Genomic DNA, 19,547 nt, shown 5'->3' with positions numbered 1-19,547 from the left:
TTTCTTTGTATATCTATTTTCAAACTATATCTTCTCTGTCAATTTTCTGACAAAACGATATTTATTGAAAAACTCCTTAGCAATCACACGGAAGATTGTATAAGCAGGAATCGCTAACATCATTCCTAAAATACCCGACATGGATCCTGCCAAAAGAATCACAATGAAAATCTCCAATGGATGTGCATTGACACTATTGGAATAAATGAGTGGCTGAAAAAGAATATTATCAATCAACTGAACAATTAGAAATACAAGAGCCGTATAACCTAAAAGCGGAACAACCTGAGTATAAAAATCGACGTTAAGATTAGTTGCAATACCAATAATCAATCCAAACAACGCTCCGATAATCGGACCAATATAGGGGATCACATTTATAAGTCCGGCAAACAAACCAATAACTACTGCATGACTGAATCCCATCCCCACTATAGTCAAACCAATTGTAACCATTGTTCCCACTAGAATCACTTCGAAAAACAAGCCGACAAAATAACGCATCAGCAAATTTTTAATTGTGTCTAACACGTGGCGAACTCCTTCTTCATTTTTTTCAGGGACAAACAAAACCAAAGAGTCAACAAAAAGACTACTATCCTTCAAAAAGAAAAATGTGATAAACGAAATGGAAAATAAAGCAATAAACAAACCTCCAACTGTTCCCGCTAAAGATCCAAAAACAGAAGATATATCCGAAAATTTAAGAATAGAAGACAGGTTTTCAGTAATCAAAGCTTTTATTTTAAAATTGCTTCCCTCAGTAGAATATTTGGAGACAAAAGCTTCTATATTACGAATAGGTTCATCCAAACTATGAACGGCCGATTGCACATCAATATCCGACAATTGTCTGGCCTCCTCCACAACCATTGGAATAAAAGTTCGGAAGAAAACAATCATAACCAACCAAAGCAAAGCCAAGGTCAAACCGGCAGAAACACTGGTAGGAACAGTGCGTTTCTTAATGGTTGCTTTATTGAGAAAATCGACAACCGGACGCCCAATAAATGATAGCACAACTGCAATTCCAATATAGGCCAAGATGGCACTGAAATACCAAAATATCAAACAAAAAAATAGCAATCCGACAGCTGCAATTAAATATTTGCCTTTTCCATTCATCATAGGATGTTCATATTACAGTAAAAGATATTGTGAATAGACTACAAAGAAGCGAATTTTGCTTTCTTTATTCGATTAAAATTAATAAAAATATTGAGCAATCGATACCGTCATAAAAAAACGAAGGGACTGTCGTGTATTATCGACAGTCCCTAAAAAACTATTTACAGCTTGATTCTTTTGTCAGAGACAAAATACAAGTCTTAAATTTTTATGGGTTCCTTTACTTTTTGCTTCATCAAAGCAATTTCAAGAACATCCATGACATCTTCTACATAGTGGAATTTTAAACCTTTTAAATAAATCGGTTTAATCTCATCAATATCCCTCTCGTTCTCGTGACAAAGAATTATCTCTTTAATTCCGGCACGCTTAGCAGCCAAAATTTTCTCACGAATTCCTCCAACAGGCAATACCTTTCCTCTTAATGTAATCTCACCAGTCATAGCCAGATTTCTCTTCACTTTACGCTGTGTAAACGCTGAAGCGATAGAGGTAATCATGGTTACACCTGCAGAAGGTCCATCCTTAGGAATGGCTCCTTCGGGAACGTGAATATGCAAATTCCAATTGTCAAAGGCCTCTTGCTTAATATCAAGTTTGGTTGCATGCGCTCTTAAATATTCCTGAGCCAAAAGAGCTGATTCTTTCATCACATCTCCCAGATTACCCGTAAGAGTTAACTTACCTTTTCCCGGACTCAAACTTGACTCTACATAAAGGATCTCTCCTCCTACTGATGTCCAGGCCAAACCAGTCACAACACCTGCAAACTCATTCCCCTGATATTTATCGCGATTGAAACGTTCAGCACCTAAATATGCTTTCAGCTCTTCTACTTTTATCACCTTGTCGTAACTATCTTCCATAGCCACTTTCTTAGCAACTCCACGCATCAATTTGGCAATCTTCTGATCTAAACTACGCACACCTGACTCGCGAGTATAATTCTCAATAATCTGAACAATCACCTCATCCGAAATCACAACATGCTCTTTTGTCAGACCATGATTCTCCAATTGCTTAGGTATCAAATGACGCTTGGCAATTTCTGTTTTTTCCTCCGTAATATAACCACTCACATCGATCATTTCCATACGATCGCGAAGTGGTGCCGGAATGGCTCCCACATTATTTGCCGTTGCAACAAACATCACTTTAGACAAATCATAATCAACATCAAGGAAATTATCATGGAAAGCATTATTCTGCTCCGGATCCAAAACTTCAAGCAAAGCTGATGATGGATCGCCTTTATGATCGGCACCAACCTTATCAATCTCATCCAGGATAAAAACCGGATTTGATGACTTCGCCTTTTTCATTCCCAGAATAATACGACCTGGCATTGCACCAATATATGTTTTTCTATGTCCGCGGATTTCGGCCTCATCGTGCAAACCTCCTAATGACATTCTTACGTATTTTCTGTCAAGTGCACTGGCAATTGACTTTCCCAGTGAGGTTTTACCCACACCTGGAGGACCATACAAACATAGAATCGGCGATTTCAAATCACCCTTCAATTTCAAAACAGCCAAGTGCTCAATGATACGATCCTTTACTTTCTCCAATCCAAAATGATCTGCATCCAACACTTTCTGAGCGTTTTTCAAATCGAAATTATCCTTGGTGTATTCGTTCCAAGGCAAATCAATCATCTCCTGAAGGTAATTCAACTGTACTGAATATTCAGCAGCAGCAGGATTCAGACGTTGCAACTTTTTCAGTTCTTTTTCAAAAACCTCAGCCACTTCATCGCTCCAAAGTTTTTCAAGAGCCTTCTCTTCAAGCTCCATCACATCTTCTTCGCCTGGATTTCCTCCTAGCTCATCCTGAATGGTTTTCATCTGTTGGTGCAACAAGTATTCACGCTGTTGCTGATCCATATCAGTTTTCACCTTAGACTGAATATCATCTTTCAGCTCTAAAATTTGAACTTCAGCAGATAAAAGTTCCAAAAGTCGCATTGCTCTATCATATAGCGAACTGATATCAAGAAGCCCCTGTTTCTTTTTCAATTTTATTTCCGAATTACTCGATATAAAATTGATTAGAAAAGATGAACCTTCAATATTCTTGATCGCAAAAGTTGCCTCATTAGGAATATGTGCACTCAATTTGATCACCTTAATTGCAATATCCTTTATCGATCCAACAAGTGCCTTAAATTCTTTATTATCCTTTTCGGGACGAATATCCTTAAGCGTAATAATTCTTGCAACATGATAAGGCTCGCTGGCTATCATTGCTTCAAGCTCAAAACGTTTCTTTCCCTGCAAAATAACAGTAGTGGTTCCGTCGGGCATTTCTAAAATCTTGATGATTTGTGCCACGGTACCAATCTTGTGCATATCTTCAAATTCAGGTTCTTCAACCTCATAGTCAATTTGCGAAACAGCCCCTAAAAGTCCTTTATTAGCATAAACTTCCCGTACCAATTTTAACGATTTATCTCTCCCAACTGTGATTGGAATAACCACGCCTGGAAAAAGCACCGTATTTCGAAGTGGTAAAATTGGCAAACTGTCAGGCACAACAAATTCATCAATGGCACTCTCATCCTCATCCGCAATAATCGGAATAAAATCAGAATCCTCATCCATTAAACTCGTTAAAGCCATGTTTCCTATATTGATTTCTATCTTACTACTCATATCTATCTTAGTCTTATTTCTGTCATTATAATACAAGAATGCCATAACAGTCAACTGATCGTGACATATTGACGCACTCTTACTCTCTTTTCATACTACACGGTCAATAGGCAATACCTGTGCCAAGAAACAAACAACTAGAAAGATTTTCGATATTTAGCTGTCATCTCAAACACATGATCCATAATGTCTTTCTCGATCTCATCAAATTCCAAGCCTCGACGTTGCATCACTAACTGAGCCACATCATGTGCGGCATTCAGTCTGTATTCCTGAAAACCATGATTTCCTCCCATTGAGAAAGATGGAATAAAATTTCGAGGGAATCCAGCTCCATAGACGTTTGCACTAACACCAATAACTGTTCCTGTGTTTAGCATGGTATTGATACCACACTTGGAATGATCTCCCATTATAGTACCGCAAAACTGCAATCCTGTTTTATCAAATCGATTTGATTTATAATTCCAAAGCTTGACTTCCGAATAGTTGTTTTTCAGATTCGAGTTGTTGGTATCTGCCCCAATATTACACCATTCGCCAATAACTGCATTACCAAGAAAACCATCATGTGCTTTATTGGCATAACCAAAAAATACCACATTACTCAACTCCCCACCTGACTTGCAATAAGGACCTAAAGTTGTTGCACCGTAAACTTTCGCTCCCAGCTTCAGGGCCGAATGTTCACACATAGCCAAAGGCCCACGAACCAACGAACCTTCCATAATTTCGGCATCCTTACCAATATAAATTGGACCTTCATTTGCATTTAGTGTCGCAAACTCAACTTTTGCCCCCTCTTCCAGAAATATATTCTCAGCACCAAGAACATTTACAGTCTTACTAATGGGTTGAGATTTCCGTCCTGCTGTTAAGAGTTCAAAATCATCGCGAAGGGCTTTATCATTCAATTGAAAAATATCGTAAGTCTTTTCAATGCGCTGCAATTCGCCGTCAAAGGTAAGCTTTTCAGTTATTTTAGGTAACGACGCATCAAAATCCGACAAACCTTCAGCATCTACTGCAATTGCAATTAAAATACCATTACAAACTATTGCTTGTCCTTGAGATAATGATAAGATCGCATCAACTAATGCCTTATTGGGTAAAACACAAGCATTGATCAGAATATTCTCAGAAGCCCGCTTTACGGGATATTTTTTTGAAAGATAATCCTGAGTCAAATAGCTGATTTCCTGATTAAGAAATTTAGTCCACTTCTCTGAGATCTTTAAAATTCCCAATCTGATTTCAGATATTGGACGCGTAAATGTTAATGGCAAAAAGTTCTGCCAGCTTTCATTATCAAAAAGAATATAGTTCATTGTGTATTTATTTTCGTTTGGATTATCAAAAATAAAAAAAGCTCCGATAATTCGGAGCTTTTTTTATATTCTAAAAACACAATAAGATTATTTCTTAAGGTGTTTCTTGTATTTGTTCATAAACTTATCAACACGTCCTGCAGTATCGATTAGAGTCATCTTACCAGTGTAGAAAGGGTGAGAAGTGTTAGAGATCTCAAGCTTTACCAATGGGTACTCAACGTTATCAATCTCGATAGTCTCTTTAGTTCTAGCTGTTGACTTAGTGATAAAAACAGTCTCGTTTGACATGTCTTTAAAAGCTACAAGACGGTAGTTTTCCGGATGTATTCCTTGTTTCATTTTGTTCTCTTTAAAATTTCTTATAATCTTCTTCCAATGGACTGCAAAGGTATATATTGTAATTAATTTTGCAAAGAAAAGATTAAAGAATCTATCTTTTATTGCATTTATTCCTGAGAAACCTTACTTCCTCTGTTTTCCAGAGGGATAATAGGTGTTCTTTTAAAGGGCATATTGGGATCAAAAAGGTAACGATAGGTGTAATGAGTCTTCATTCTCACCCCGCCAACCGACTCATAAATCGAGATCATTTTAGGATTAAAATCACCAACCCAGGACAACTCCAATTCGGTATAATGCGGTTTCTTTTTAATCGCCTCATTCATGTGAAAAAATATTGCCGATTCAATTCCGAATCGCTGATATTTTGGCACCACTCCCATAATCGTAATACGTGCACGGGTAATGGTTTTTCGCTTGAGATAATAAAAAAACTTCAACTTATTCCAGAAATCGAGTTTCCCATTCATTTTTCTCAAAATCTGATTTAAATCGGGCATGGTCACAAAAAACGCAATTGGCTTTCCTTCGTGATATGCAAACCAAATAAAATCTTCTTCAAGTATCCCCTTACCTTCTTTAGCTATTTTCCGAATGTCTTCAATATCAATAGGGGTAAAATTATCATGAAACTTCCAGGCCTCATTATAAACCTCAATAATATCGTTGATATATTTCTCTGAATTAGAAAACTTAAAATGTTCAAATTCAAATCCGGGCTTTTTCGCTATCCATTCAGCAATTTTCAAAAATCGTTTCGATAAGCCCTTAGCTCTATCCAGATGATAGCTATATTGCTCAAAGAATACTTTAAATCCGTAAGATTCGAAAAAATCCTTATAATACGCTTTGTGATAGGGCATGCCATAGCCTTGTGGAATAAAACCATCAACCAATAAGCCCCAATGGTTATCATTCTCTCCAAAATTAATCGGCCCATCCATGGCTTCCATCCCTCTTTCCTTCAACCAGCTTTTTGCAGTATCAAAAAGTAAAAAAGCGGCCTCTTTATTATCAATACATTCAAAAAAGCCACAACCTCCTGTTGGTTGATCAAATGTATAGGCCTTATTTGTATTAATAAAAGCTGCAATTCGTCCAATCAGCTCGCCTGACTCATTGGTTAGAATCCAACGAATAGCTTCGCCATGCTTATAAAACGAATTCTCCTTAGGATTGAATATACCATTAATTTCCCCATCTAAAGGACAAGCAAAATTCGGATCACCCTTATAAAGAATTCGAGCTAAATCTAAAAATAATTGCTTTTGACTATCGTTAACAACTTCTATTATATTCATGTGTTGATATAAATATTACGAATTGGAATTACTGTATCGGGAAAATTAATTACGACTGGAGATCTTTGATAGCAATCTTAAAATCTCGAGATAAAGCCAAATTAAAGTTAACATGATACCAAAAGCTCCATACCATTCCATGTATTTTGGAGCGCCTTTCTGTGCACCCTTTTCAATAAAATCGAAATCTAAAACCAAATTTAACGATGCAATTGCAACCACAAAAAGACTAATGCCAATACTGATCAGGCTATTTCCAAAAGCAAAACCCATATTTACACCAAACATACCTAAAACCCAGGCTGCTAAATAAAACAGACAAATACCACCTGTAGCAGCAATAACACCGGTTCTAAACTTCTGATTCACTTTAATCATTCCTGACTTATAAGCAAAAAGCATCATAAACAGAATAGCAAAAGTTAAACCAACAGCCTGCATAACGATACCCGGGTATATCGCATTGAAAGATGCTGAAAGTCCACCCAAAAGCAAACCTTCGCAAACCGCATAAACAGGCGCTGTAAACGGTGACCAGACAGGCTTAAACATTGTGATTAGAGCCAAAACAAAACCTGCAATACCTCCACCAATCATCCAGGGCATAATTACTGTAGACAAACCACCCGTTTGTACCGATTCAAAATACAAACCCCAGGTATAACTCGCTGCCGAAACAACCAGCAACAACATTAAGGCTATTTTGTTCACAGTGCCACTAACCGTCATTGTATCTTCGTATGCACCGTAACTTGCTTTTGCAAAAAACTTATCACTAAAAGCGGGATTTGAACTCTTTGTTAAACTCATAATCGTATTTATTAATTCTTTTAAAACTACCTTAACAGATCCCCATCTGTCTGATAGTGTCATATTTCTAATTGAAAATCCCTCTCGCCCAAAAACACGAAAAAGATTCGTTATTATATTTTTATGAAACCCAAATTTAGGTGAATTATTTTACATTTCAGTAATCAAATTCTGAGATTAAGATCTCATTTTTCATCTGGAAATTCTGCCATAAGCTCTTCATATATTTCAAGCCACTTATCATCAGAATCTTTCAAACTTTGCAATTTGGCAAATACCAATTCCTTCATTTCATCTGTTCTTCTCGCAATCTTTCCCAGAGCTCTTGGCAATTGTTTAATCAGATACGCATGTCGCGGACATGCTGGCAGTAAACTGACAAAAGAGTCAAATAATTCATTCTCTCTGGTTTTATCAATTAAAGCCAATCGGCCGACAATCATCGTTGCACAAAGGATTAACTTCTCGTCTTCAGATTTCATCCAAATTGGCAAAAGGCTCTCTAAATCTGGCAGGTTCACTAAAAGATTCATGCATAACTGCTCCAATATCTCGTTACTATCAGATTCCTCAATCCATCGCTTCAGCTGCAATTCGCTCATTGCTCCCGGTTGTTCAAGAAGCGTCGCGACAATACGACTTTCACGGAAAGCCTTACTCCACAATTTTTGAGCCAACAAATGATTCGCCTCATATTTTTTAGCCAATTCTTTCAGATTGATTACTGAAGCTCCAAGAGCCTTCGAATAATTCAAGCCATATTTTTTCATTTCAGAATGCACTTCTCCGTTTCTTAGCTGAAGAATCTCTTTAAACAATTCCTGAAATTGTTTCTCTACCTGTTCATCGTCTATATAAAATTCCATATTACATCTGTTTTTTCAATAATTCTACGAAATAAAGTCTAGTTTTTCGTCCTACAAAGGAAAACAAATAAAATTCTGAAAAAAAAATATATGCCTAACTAGTTGCATTGCAATAACAATCGCATGTAGAGGAAATATTTTTGCATTTTTTTTTGCATTTCTGTTTGGAAGTTAACTTTAGTTTTTCATATCTTTGCATCGCAAAAGGGAACAAATGGTGGTTGTAGCTCAGTTGGTTAGAGCGCTGGTTTGTGGTTCCAGAGGTCGTCGGTTCGAAACCGATCATCCACCCAATGAAAAGTCAATCGGTTGTATTTCAACATATTGACTTTTTTTTTGTTTCAATATTTGAAACAAAAAATATTGAAACTTCCACTCTTTACTTCGCATCAACCTTCATAACTTGTTCATTTCTAAACATGAATTAAATTATGCGAACAGAAAAATACCTCCATACGAAACTGCAAAAGATAGGAATTTATCAGCGCGATGGAATATTGAATTTCATGTCTGGATACAGAAAAGAGGATATAATCTAAAAGTGACTTTCTTGATATTCTTTCCTGTAAATGCTACTTTAACAACATCCTTTCTAATAAAAAATATTATCCGATTTATAATGAGTCGTTGTTCAATATAAAAAATAAAGATACATAGATAGTTATATCTAAATACAAACCTAAAAAAACGATTCGTTCAAAAAAAAAATTCCGAAAACAATTAAACAAAGTTCTAGTTTTAAAATTATACTAACTGATTACCAGCAACTTTGTAGAAATTCAGGAATAAAATCTAAAAATAATTTGCTTAATTAGGAATCCTACCTATATTTGTCTCAGCAATAATGCTACTACATAATTAAATACTGTAAAAAAATGACAAAATCTATTTTCTACCATGCCGGATGTCCTGTATGTATAAGTGCAGAGCACGACATCATTAATCTAATTGGTGCAGACAATGTAGAACTCGTACACATTGGAGAAGACCGTAAGCGTATTGCAGAAGCTGAACTGGCAGGTGTTAAATCTGTTCCTGCTTTGTTAACTCCAAACAAAAATGTACTTCATCTTAATTTTGGTGCTTCAATAGCAGACGTAAAAGGCTAAAAAAATTTAATCAACAATGTTAGGATTCCTAAATTAATTGATCGAATCCTAACATTTAAAATTCAATAATAATGAAACAAATCATTCTAGTCACTTTAGTATCATTTATAACGGTACAAATTTTCGCTTGCGACAAATGCAAAAACTACAACAATAACGACTTCCAAATCAAAAATGTAAGTGTAAAACACGAAACCGCAATTGCAGCCACAATTTGGGAGATGACAGTAAAAGGGATAGCCGGAAAAACAACACCGACTCCAGTAGGACAGCTCAATGGAGCTCCTGTATTGGGTTATGTATTTCCAACTTCATTAAAACCAACAGATGTCGGTTTTAGCGAAACAGCAGGAATTGTTGCTCTTGCCCTAACCTCTCATCCAGACTTTGACGACACGCCCCTTTGGGATGAAAATGCAGACCAAAATTATACGAATGATGGCATTATTTGGCATCCGCATTGGGTTGTATTAACAGAAGACAAACGTGTTGAAGGTGGATTGGCTGTTAAACAATACAATCCTAAAGATACACAGGTTGTTTTACCCGCAACCAATCCTGGGATGCCAATGTATATGGACTCACCCGGCTTTAAGGTAATTACTTCAGGCAATACAATAAGGGTTATCGTTCCGGATTATCGAATGAATAACAAAATCAATTTTTCTTATGACGGTGTTGCCGCATTTATGCAGGTAAATACTGACGGAGAAGGTGATCACGGTAGTGAAGACAAACCAATGCTTGGTGTATATAAAGTTTACTCTGTTGCAAGTGGCGATTTATCCTTACCCTATAAAGTAAAGTAATCTTCTTTTGCCCTGTAAAGTTAGAATTCCTATCTTTACGGGGCTTTTAATTTTAAAAACCAAAATATGAATGTAGCAGTTTGGGATACTTATGTAACCAAAAAAGACGGAACTATTATGCATTTTGACATCATTGTTCCCGAAGAAATTAAGAGCAAAGAAACCGTTTACGGTTATGGTAAAACCTATCTCACCTCAAAAGGACAAAAAGAACAAGCTTTAACAACCAATGAATGTACTTTTTGTCACATTGAAACAGTAAGGTCTGATTGGGAAAAATGCATCAATCAGCAAGGATATTTTATTTATGAAATTGAAAACTGTAATTAAATGAAATCTTCTTTTGACTTAGATCAACAAAACAAAAATACCGAGAGCAAAATAGTAGTGGCTTTAGAACGAATCTCAGAAGCGTTCAGGGTTTTACTTTGGGATGAAAGCAAGAATAATTCATTGAGTCCTATTCAAATTCAACTCTTGATTTTTTTATTATTTCATTCACAAAAAAAATGCAAGGTCAGTTATTTAGCAGACGAATTTAATATGACAAAAGCAACTATAAGCGATAGCGTTAGAGTTTTGCTTTCCAAAGAATTAGTTATCAAAGAAAAAGACCTTGTTGACACAAGAAGTTACACGCTTTCACTCACTCCCAAAGGTAAACAAATCGCAGAAAAAGCATCCTTTTTCGCATCTTCCATAGAAAATCCCATTTCAAAATTGACGGAAGAACAAAAAACTGTTATACTTAACGGACTCCTTAAAATGATTTTTGACCTAAACAAAGCAGGAATCATTACCATTCAGCGAATGTGTTTTACTTGTTCTTATTATAAAGAAGACACAGGAACGCATTATTGCAATTTACTAAATACAAAACTAGCCGAAGCTGAAATTCGTGTGGACTGTCCTGAACACAAAACAATTACGTAGAAACTAAATAAAACCGAATAAATAAAAGGGTATTTCAGCCCTAAACTTCTCACAGAACAACATGAGGCAATCTCCCGGCAAAATGCTTCGAAATGCTCCAGAACCACCCGAATGCATGATTCTTAATTTTATTACAAAACCTTCGATACTGGTTTCTACCTCACAGAATCAGACAGTAATTTAGACCACGAAATAGTTTACTCATTTCAACGAACCTAAATTTGCCACTGTTGTTTACACAGTCTCTTATTTTAGGCTCTCACATAAGAACTATATCCTAAAATAAAAACTGAAGTATGTTTTATCGTAAACAGACTTCCCCTTTTTGGTTGTGATCCGCTTTTGATTACTTTTGCACACCTTAAATTTAGTTCCAAAACAATGAATCGAAAATCGTTGCTTGTGTATGGCAGTATTATTCTGGCCATGTTATTCTGGAGTTTCTCTTTTGTGTGGGTTAAAGTTGTTTATTTGGTGTACAATCCCATTACAACTGTTTTCCTGCGCTTACTTATCTCCTCTGCGCTTATATTTGCTTTTGGGAAAGGATTCAAAAAAATAAGTCCAATTGAGAAAGGTGACAGACTAAGCCTTTTGGCTTTAGCTTTTTTGGAACCATTTCTCTATTTCATGGGCGAAAGTTTTGGATTAAAATTTGTCTCCTCAACCGTTGGTGCAGTTGTCATCTCAACCATTCCCCTATTCGCATCCATAGCTGCTTATTATTTTCACAAGGAAAAATTAAACAACATGAATGTCATAGGAATCATAGTCTCTATATTAGGGGTTGGGCTTATCATTTTCGATAAAAGCCTGTCTTTAATTGTATCTCCCATTGGTTTATCCTGTTTGTTTGTTGCTGTTGGATCAGCAGTTGCTTATTCACTTGTCTTAAAAAATCTAGCTTCGAAATACAACGCAGTCACACTAATTACCTATCAAAATACATTGGGTCTCATTTATTTTCTTCCCGTGTTCCTAATATTCGACTGGCAACATTTTATCCATGCAACACCAACCAAAGAAGTGATGATTGCATTGCTTTTACTTGCAGTATTTGCTTCAACTTTGGCATTCATTTTCTTTACCTACGGCTTAACTCATTTGGGTATCACCAAAAGTAATATCTTCATTAATGCTATACCGGTATTTACAGCCATCTTCGCATATTTTGTGATAGGTGAGGTTTTAAATTTTCAAAAAATTGCAGGAATGATGGTCGTTATAGGGGGCTTATTTTTATCACAGCTTAAATTTAGAAGAAAAGCAGTATAAATTATGACAACATATAAAATCGATATTGAGGCTTTGAAAGAAAAAGCTAAAAACACAGAGGCTGACACGAAGACTTTTTTTTCAAAACTTAAAAAGAAAAAACCCAAACAGCTCGACGATATTACACATGCCCTTCACAGCGAAGTATTCGAAGAAGTTGATTGTTTGGAATGTGCCAATTGTTGTAAAAGTATCAGTCCCATTGTTATTGATAAGGATATCGAACGGATGGCAAAACATCTGAGAATGAAACCTTCGGCTTTTATCGACCAATACTTGAATTTGGATCATGAAAACGACTATGTTTTTAAGGAAACTCCCTGTCCTTTTCTGATGCCGGATAACTACTGTATGGTTTATGAACAGCGCCCCAGAGCCTGTCGGGAGTACCCACACACAGACAGGAAACGTTTTTATCAGATTTTAAACCTAACCCTTAAAAACACACACTACTGTCCGGCTGTATATGAAGTGGTTGATCGTTTAAAATCGCAAAAAGACAAATTCTAGATCGCTTCTTATAAAGACATTAAACATTCAAGCTAAATGATGAGTCGATATTCATCATTTAGCTAAAAAAAGCCTATTCCTCTTTTTTCTTCTTCATCTCCTTCAATTCAAGATATTTAAGCAGCTTTATTAAAATATCTTTAAGCAAACCCCTTATTGCAATCGTTTACAGAGGAAAACAGGGGTGCAGAGCGTCAATTTTGCCCGTAAAATCTAACCTTTTCAAGGATTTTCTTTATACTTTTGTTCACGATATCACAAAATATATCGACAACAAAACACAATGAACACAGCAAAACGAAAACTAATCATAGCCGTTGATGGGCATTCTTCATGCGGGAAGAGCACTGTGGCAAAAGATTTAGCAAAAAAAATAAATTACACGTATATTGATAGTGGTGCCATGTACCGGGTTGTTACGCTTTTTGCTATGCGTCATAATCTGATTAATGGCGAAAAGCTTGATGAAAACAAACTGGCTCACTTAATCAACGATATTCATATCAGTTTCAGCTATAACGATGAGTTAAAACGTCATGAAACCTTTATGAACGGTGAATTGGTTGAAGATGAAATCAGAAGCCTCGAAGTTTCAAACAATGTTAGCTTAATCGCAACCATCAAGTTTGTTCGCGAAAAAATGGTTGCCCTTCAGCGTAAGTTAAGCGAAGCGGGTGCTGTGATTATGGATGGTCGTGATATCGGAACTGTAGTATTCCCCAATGCCGACCTAAAAATCTTCATGACGGCTGATGTTGAAGTCAGAGCCATCAGAAGGTATAAAGAACTGAAAGAAAAGGGAGATGATATTTCATTAGATGCCATTCGTGAAAATGTGAAGAAACGAGATTTCATCGATGAAAACAGGGATGAAAGTCCTTTGAAAAAGGCAGACGACGCCATTGTTTTAAACAACAGTCACATGACCAAAGAAGAACAGTTGGATTGGATTGTTGCCAGAATGGCAGAAGTTGAATAATTTAGGTCTAAGAAATGAGATAATTATTCTGATTTTATAACCGAATAATTTGAATCTCAATTCTATAATCTAATGGCGCTAAAATATGATTATTGAAATTGACCCTAATTCAGGCTTCTGTTTCGGAGTGGTTAACGCCATTGAAAAAGCAGAAGAAACGCTTGCAAAAAATGAAACACTTTTTTGCATAGGAGACATAGTGCATAACAATATTGAGGTTGATCGATTAAAAGATCAGGGCTTAAAAACAATAAACCATGACGATTTTGAAAAACTTTCGAATGCGAAGGTTTTATTCAGAGCTCATGGCGAGCCTCCGGCAAGCTATCAAAAAGCAAAGGAGAATAATATTGAGGTCATCGATGCCTCTTGTCCGGTGGTTTTAAACCTGCAAAAAAGGATAAAAAAAACGTATCTGGAAACAAAAAAGAACGGTGGGCAAATTCTTATTTACGGTAAAAAAGGACATGCTGAGGTCAATGGACTGGTTGGACAAACCCATGGCTCAGCAATGGTTATTGAACGTATTGAAGACTTAAATGAAGTAAACTGGGACAAGCCTGTGATTTTATTCTCACAGACAACCAAAACCATTTCAGGCTTCAATGAAATATCTGAGATTTTAAAAGTAAAATGTCAGAATGAATTAAAAATAAACGATACCATTTGCCGAAAGGTATCAAACAGAATGCCCAATCTTCGTGAATTTGCAAAAAAACACGATGTGATCATTTTTGTTAGCGGAAAAAAAAGTTCAAACGGCAAGCTCTTGTTCGACGTTTGTCAGCAAGAGAATTCTCAAAGTTATTTCGTCTCTCATCCCGATGAAGTTGAAATGACTTGGTTAACCAAAGCCAAATCGATTGGAATTAGCGGGGCAACCTCTACTCCAAGTTGGCTAATGGAACAAATAGCACAGAACATCAAATTAGAAATTAAATAAATTATTAGCATGTCGAGAATTAAGAAAATTGGGGTGCTTACATCAGGAGGCGATGCGCCCGGAATGAACGCAGCAATTCGTGCTGTAGTCAGAACAGCCATTTATAATAATCTGGAAGTCGTTGGAGTTAAACAAGGCTACGAAGGATTAATCCATGGCGATTTCATGACTATGCAATCATACGATGTAAGTAATATTATCCAAAAAGGGGGAACAATCTTATGTTCTGCAAGAAGCCAGGAGTTTAGATCTGTTGAAGGAAGAAAGAAAGCATACGACCAAATGCTTGCGGCTAAAATAGACGCTTTAGTGGTAATTGGTGGTGATGGTACTTTTTCCGGGGCACGTATCTTTACACAGGAATATGACATTCCGGTTGTAGGTATTCCAGGAACAATTGATAACGACCTTTACGGAACAGATTACACCATTGGTTACGATACGGCTTTAAACACCGTTATTGATGCTGTGGATAAAATTCGTGATACAGCCAGTGCACACAACCGTTTATTCTTTATTGAAGTAATGGGACGTGATGCCGGATTCTTAGCTTTAAGAAGTGGTATTGCCACAGGAGCTGAAGCAATCTTGATTCCAGAGCGCCAAACACATACCAAAGATCTTGAAAAGTACTTAGCCAAAGGTTATAAAGGCCATAAGAACTCAGGTATTGTGATTGTTGCCGAAGGGGATAAATCAGGTGGCGCTTATACCATTGCTAAAGAAATTGAGAAAAAGCATCCTGAATACGATATCAGAGTATCGATTCTGGGACATATGCAACGTGGTGGTGCACCATCAGCATTCGACCGTGTGACTGCCAGTACATTAGGTGTAGCTGCAGTTGATGCTTTGCTTGACGATCAGAAAAGTATCATGGTAGGTATGGTACACGGAGAAGTCTCTCACGTACCTTTCAATAAGACCATCAAAAATAAAAAGAAGGTAAAAGAATCATTGGTTAGTATTAATGATATTCTTTCTATCTAATTAAACATTAATTTCTGCAAAAGGCCACTGCGTTATCGCTGCATTTTTTTTAAAAGTTTTCCCCCTCAAGTCTTGAGATATTCATTACAAGACATAACTTTGAGAAAAATGTCAGAATTATGAACGCAGGCTCCCTTTTTGCAGATCTTATACTTCCACTTCCCCTGGCTGGCTTATTTACTTATTCGATTCCCTGGGAATTACAGAATGAAGTGGCTGTTGGCAAAAGGGTTGTTGTTTCCTTCGGAAGCAAAAAAATCTATTCAGGCATTGTCAAAAATATCCATTCAAATCCTCCTGAAGGGTATGAAGTGAAAGATATTGTTGCCTGTCTCGATGAATTCCCCCTGATTAACAATCTGCAATTCTCATTTTGGGATTGGATTTCAGATTATTACCAATGTAATTTAGGAGAAGTCTATAAAGCTGCAATACCTGCAGGTTTAAAGTTAGAGAGTCAAACCAAAATTTCATACAGAGAAGATTTTAAAGCCGAAAAACAACTCTCCAAAACAGAAGAGTTGATTCTATCCATCCTTAAAAACTCAAAGGATGTCAGTATTCAAACTCTAAACCAAGCGAGTGGTCTGAAAAATGCACTCCCTCAATTAAAAAAACTACTTGAAAAAGGTGCTATTGAAGTTGAGGAACGTGTTTTAAGTTCCTATAAAGAAAAGCAAATTAAATATGTAAGATTATTCAGAGATTACTCTGAAGACGAACTGGGAGAGGTCTTAAATGGCCTAAGTCGTGCTAAAAAGCAACAGGAAATCTTATTTGCCTATCTTAACCTATCAAAACATAGTATTGCTGACAAGCCTGAGAAAGTGACAGCTGCAGAGCTTTTACTTTCAAGTCAATCGAGCTCATCAATTTTAAAAACACTTGTTGATAAGCAAATTCTGGAAATCTATTTTGAGAGTATCGACCGATTGGATTTTTCAGATTCAGAAACCAGTCCTTTAAAAGAACTTAACGCCTATCAATCAAAAGCCATATCAGAAATTCGGGATAGCTTCAAATCTAAAAACACAAGCCTATTACATGGTGTAACCTCCAGTGGTAAAACGGAGATTTATATTCATCTGATTCAGGAACAAATCAACTTGGGCAAACAGGTTTTATATCTGCTTCCCGAAATTGCATTGACTACACAAATCATTAGCCGATTGAAGCATGTGTTTGGCAACCGGGTTGGCGTGTACCACTCAAAATTTAACGACGCCGAGCGAGTTGAAGTTTACAATAATATTCAACAAAATGATCCTGAAAAATCCTATCAGGTCATTTTGGGTGTGCGATCGTCTATCTTCCTACCCTTTAATAATTTAGGGCTGATTATTATCGATGAAGAACACGAAAACACCTATAAGCAATTCGATCCTGCACCCCGCTATCATGCTCGGGATGCAGCTCTGTTTTTAGCACATCTGCATCAGGCAAAAACACTGTTAGGTACAGCTACTCCTGCCATAGAAACCTATGCCAACTGCAAACAAGGCAAGTATGCTTTAGTCGAGTTAATGCACCGATTTCAGGATATTAAAATGCCCGAAATACAGTTGGCCGATTTAAAAGAAGCCAAACGTAAAAAAAGAATGCATTCAATCTTTACGCCTGAACTCTTTGAAGGAATAACGCTTGCACTTGATAATAAGGAACAGGTGATTCTCTTTCAAAACAGACGAGGGTATGCCCCATTTTTGGAATGTAAATCGTGCGGCTGGGTTCCTCATTGCGAAAACTGTTCGGTTAGTTTAACCTACCACCAGTACAACAATCAGCTTGTTTGCCATTATTGCGGACACAGTACACAACCGCCCCAAAGCTGCAAACAATGTGAATCAACTGATATGGTTGACAAGGGTTTTGGAACTGAAAAAATTGAAGATGAATTACGTGGATTTTTCCCACAAGCTCGAATTGCACGTATGGATTTAGATACCACCCGTAGCAAATCAGCCTACGAAAAACTTATTTATAAATTCGAAAATCAGGAACTGGATATTCTGGTAGGAACACAAATGGTTTCAAAAGGTCTCGATTTTGACCATGTCTCTTTGGTGGGGATTTTAAATGCCGATTCCATGCTAAATTTCCCTGATTTTAGAGCCCACGAACGCAGCTATCAAATGATGGCACAAGTTTCAGGTAGAGCGGGGCGTAAAAATAAACAAGGGAAAGTGATCATACAAACGCACGACCCCAAACATCCAATCGTTCAGTCAGTCATTAAGAATGATTATTTAAGCATGTATCAAACTCAAATGTCAGAGCGGGAAGAATTTATTTATCCTCCTTTTTATCGTCTGATTAACATCACCTTAAAACACAAGAACAATGGCCTGCTTACCCAAGCCGCAAATACGCTTGCCAAATCGTTAAGAAAAATATTCGGCATTCGCATTTTTGGCCCTCAAGCGCCTTTAGTCAGTCGTATTCAGAACTATTACATCGTCAATATTCTGTTAAAAATCGAGAAAAAAAGTTCCCCCGCAAAGGCAAAATGGATTCTTAACAGAGAGGCTAACAACTTAAAAGCCATTGAACGATTCAAAACAGTAATGATTCAATTTGATGTTGATCCTATGTAAAAAGAGCCATACATCAACAATGCATGGCTCCCTATATTTTATCTTAAAATCTCTTACAAACTCGATGTTTGCAAGTGCTTTTTAAAATTTTTAAGCTCTTCTTCGAAACTAAGTTCAGGACTCGTGTATAAAGCCATCAAAGCATCATCAGCCTTTGCAATATGGTTTGGTAATTCAAGATGATTGTTTGTAAAAACCATTTCCATATCCGGATTCAATTCTTTCAATGCATCGATCAAATCTAAAACTGATTTTTGCTCATCAACCAAATTATAAATCCCACCTTCAAGCTCATGATCAAGCAAATTAGCCAAAATCTCGACCGTCTTATTTAAAGAAATATAGGATTGCTTCTGTTTTCCATTTCCCTGAACAGAAATACGACCCACAAAATGAGAATCGAACATGTAGCTATTCAAAACGCCATCCATATTCAAACTTGCGCCATAACCATAAACCTCACCCAAGCGAAGGATATGTGTTTTTATCTTAGTCCCTATACGTTCAATATGCTGTTCACCTCTTCTTTTGGAACTACCCAAAGATGTATTAGGTTCGAAAGCAGATTGCGTCGTAAACTCCTGACCTGAATCGCCATAAACAGCAATCGAACTTAAATAAATCACTTGCTTCACATGACTTTCCTCAATAGCATAAGTCAATTCAGCCGTACCCCAGTTGTTCACCTGCTCATGCAAATGATGCAATTTCTCATCATCCTTATTTACAGCAGCTAAATGATAAACGACGTCAACATCTTTAACCACCTTATCAAGACTTCGGGAATCAAGCAATTCTGCTTTTACAAACTTTAGCTTACCTGGCTTGATCTGCGAATGCAAAAACAAATTATAATTGCCTCTGCTAAGATTATCCAAAACAATAATCTCTTTAACTCTAGGATTTTTATCTAGCTTGATACAAAGTTCTGTACCAATATATCCCGCACCTCCTGTAATTAATACTTTCATATGCT

The 19,547-nt window shown here is 36.7% G+C and carries 18 protein-coding genes and 1 tRNA gene; 11 read left to right on the top strand and 8 right to left on the bottom strand.

Annotation, left to right across the window (positions count from 1 at the left end; all coding sequences use genetic code 11):
* Positions 1-24 precede the first annotated feature (24 nt).
* The 7 genes from EO244_RS02815 to EO244_RS02785 form a co-directional block, all read right to left on the bottom strand.
* The gene (locus EO244_RS02815; protein WP_206734466.1) at positions 25-1,128 is read right to left on the bottom strand and encodes an AI-2E family transporter; all 1,104 of its coding nucleotides are present in this window, start codon (positions 1,126-1,128) and stop codon (positions 25-27) included.
* 200 nt (positions 1,129-1,328) lie between these two features.
* On the bottom strand, positions 1,329-3,782 hold the full coding sequence (gene lon, locus EO244_RS02810) for an endopeptidase La (protein ID WP_206734465.1): 2,454 nt from the start codon (positions 3,780-3,782) through the stop codon (positions 1,329-1,331).
* Between the two features lie 137 nt (positions 3,783-3,919).
* Positions 3,920-5,110 carry a GlmU family protein gene (locus tag EO244_RS02805; protein ID WP_129252732.1) on the bottom strand — a complete coding sequence of 397 codons (1,191 nt, stop codon included), beginning with the start codon at positions 5,108-5,110 and terminating at the stop codon, positions 3,920-3,922.
* Between the two features lie 87 nt (positions 5,111-5,197).
* Positions 5,198-5,452: a type B 50S ribosomal protein L31 gene (locus EO244_RS02800; RefSeq protein ID WP_129252730.1), complete on the bottom strand. Its 255-nt coding sequence runs from the start codon at positions 5,450-5,452 to the stop codon at positions 5,198-5,200.
* 107 nt (positions 5,453-5,559) lie between these two features.
* Entirely contained in the window at positions 5,560-6,753 is a 1,194-nt protein-coding gene (locus EO244_RS02795) for an N-acetyltransferase (RefSeq protein ID WP_206734464.1), read from the bottom strand.
* A 45-nt stretch (positions 6,754-6,798) separates the two neighbouring features.
* Positions 6,799-7,563, bottom strand: coding sequence for a Bax inhibitor-1/YccA family protein (locus EO244_RS02790; protein WP_129252728.1), 765 nt, complete (start codon positions 7,561-7,563; stop codon positions 6,799-6,801).
* 185 nt (positions 7,564-7,748) lie between these two features.
* Positions 7,749-8,429, bottom strand: coding sequence for a DNA alkylation repair protein (locus EO244_RS02785; protein WP_129252726.1), 681 nt, complete (start codon positions 8,427-8,429; stop codon positions 7,749-7,751).
* 217 nt (positions 8,430-8,646) lie between these two features.
* Between EO244_RS02785 and EO244_RS02780 the strand changes: the two genes are divergently transcribed.
* The 11 genes from EO244_RS02780 to priA all read left to right on the top strand — a co-directional run bounded on the left by EO244_RS02780 (position 8,647) and on the right by priA (position 18,571).
* Positions 8,647-8,720, top strand: a tRNA-His gene (locus tag EO244_RS02780).
* Positions 8,721-9,304: 584 nt separating this feature from the next.
* Positions 9,305-9,538 (top strand): thioredoxin family protein, encoded by a 234-nt coding sequence (locus EO244_RS02775; protein ID WP_129252724.1) that lies wholly within the window; start codon positions 9,305-9,307, stop codon positions 9,536-9,538.
* Between the two features lie 221 nt (positions 9,539-9,759).
* Positions 9,760-10,347, top strand: coding sequence for a hypothetical protein (locus EO244_RS02770; protein WP_206734463.1), 588 nt, complete (start codon positions 9,760-9,762; stop codon positions 10,345-10,347).
* 66 nt (positions 10,348-10,413) lie between these two features.
* Entirely contained in the window at positions 10,414-10,677 is a 264-nt protein-coding gene (locus EO244_RS02765) for a DUF2024 family protein (RefSeq protein ID WP_129252721.1), read from the top strand.
* Positions 10,678-11,280 carry a MarR family winged helix-turn-helix transcriptional regulator gene (locus EO244_RS02760; RefSeq protein ID WP_129252719.1) on the top strand — a complete coding sequence of 201 codons (603 nt, stop codon included), beginning with the start codon at positions 10,678-10,680 and terminating at the stop codon, positions 11,278-11,280.
* A 381-nt stretch (positions 11,281-11,661) separates the two neighbouring features.
* Complete coding sequence (locus EO244_RS02755) at positions 11,662-12,555, top strand: DMT family transporter (RefSeq protein ID WP_129252717.1); 894 nt, start codon at positions 11,662-11,664, stop codon at positions 12,553-12,555.
* 3 nt (positions 12,556-12,558) lie between these two features.
* The gene (locus EO244_RS02750) at positions 12,559-13,065 is read left to right on the top strand and encodes a YkgJ family cysteine cluster protein (RefSeq protein ID WP_241687930.1); all 507 of its coding nucleotides are present in this window, start codon (positions 12,559-12,561) and stop codon (positions 13,063-13,065) included.
* 283 nt (positions 13,066-13,348) lie between these two features.
* Positions 13,349-14,044, top strand: a complete 696-nt coding sequence (cmk, locus tag EO244_RS02745) for a (d)CMP kinase (protein ID WP_129252715.1) — start codon at positions 13,349-13,351, stop codon at positions 14,042-14,044.
* An 85-nt stretch (positions 14,045-14,129) separates the two neighbouring features.
* Complete coding sequence (locus EO244_RS02740; RefSeq protein WP_129252712.1) at positions 14,130-14,987, top strand: 4-hydroxy-3-methylbut-2-enyl diphosphate reductase; 858 nt, start codon at positions 14,130-14,132, stop codon at positions 14,985-14,987.
* A 9-nt stretch (positions 14,988-14,996) separates the two neighbouring features.
* Positions 14,997-15,977: a 6-phosphofructokinase gene (pfkA, locus tag EO244_RS02735; RefSeq protein WP_129252710.1), complete on the top strand. Its 981-nt coding sequence runs from the start codon at positions 14,997-14,999 to the stop codon at positions 15,975-15,977.
* Positions 15,978-16,096: 119 nt separating this feature from the next.
* The gene (gene priA, locus EO244_RS02730; protein WP_129252708.1) at positions 16,097-18,571 is read left to right on the top strand and encodes a replication restart helicase PriA; all 2,475 of its coding nucleotides are present in this window, start codon (positions 16,097-16,099) and stop codon (positions 18,569-18,571) included.
* Between the two features lie 53 nt (positions 18,572-18,624).
* Here the strand turns inward: priA and EO244_RS02725 are convergent, their stop codons facing one another.
* Positions 18,625-19,542 carry an NAD-dependent epimerase/dehydratase family protein gene (locus EO244_RS02725; RefSeq protein WP_129252706.1) on the bottom strand — a complete coding sequence of 306 codons (918 nt, stop codon included), beginning with the start codon at positions 19,540-19,542 and terminating at the stop codon, positions 18,625-18,627.
* Between the last annotated feature and the right edge of the window lie 5 nt (positions 19,543-19,547).

This window comes from Ancylomarina salipaludis, assembly GCF_004122035.1.
Taxonomy (GTDB): domain Bacteria; phylum Bacteroidota; class Bacteroidia; order Bacteroidales; family Marinifilaceae; genus Ancylomarina; species Ancylomarina salipaludis.
This window is presented reverse-complemented; position numbering and strand designations above follow the sequence as displayed.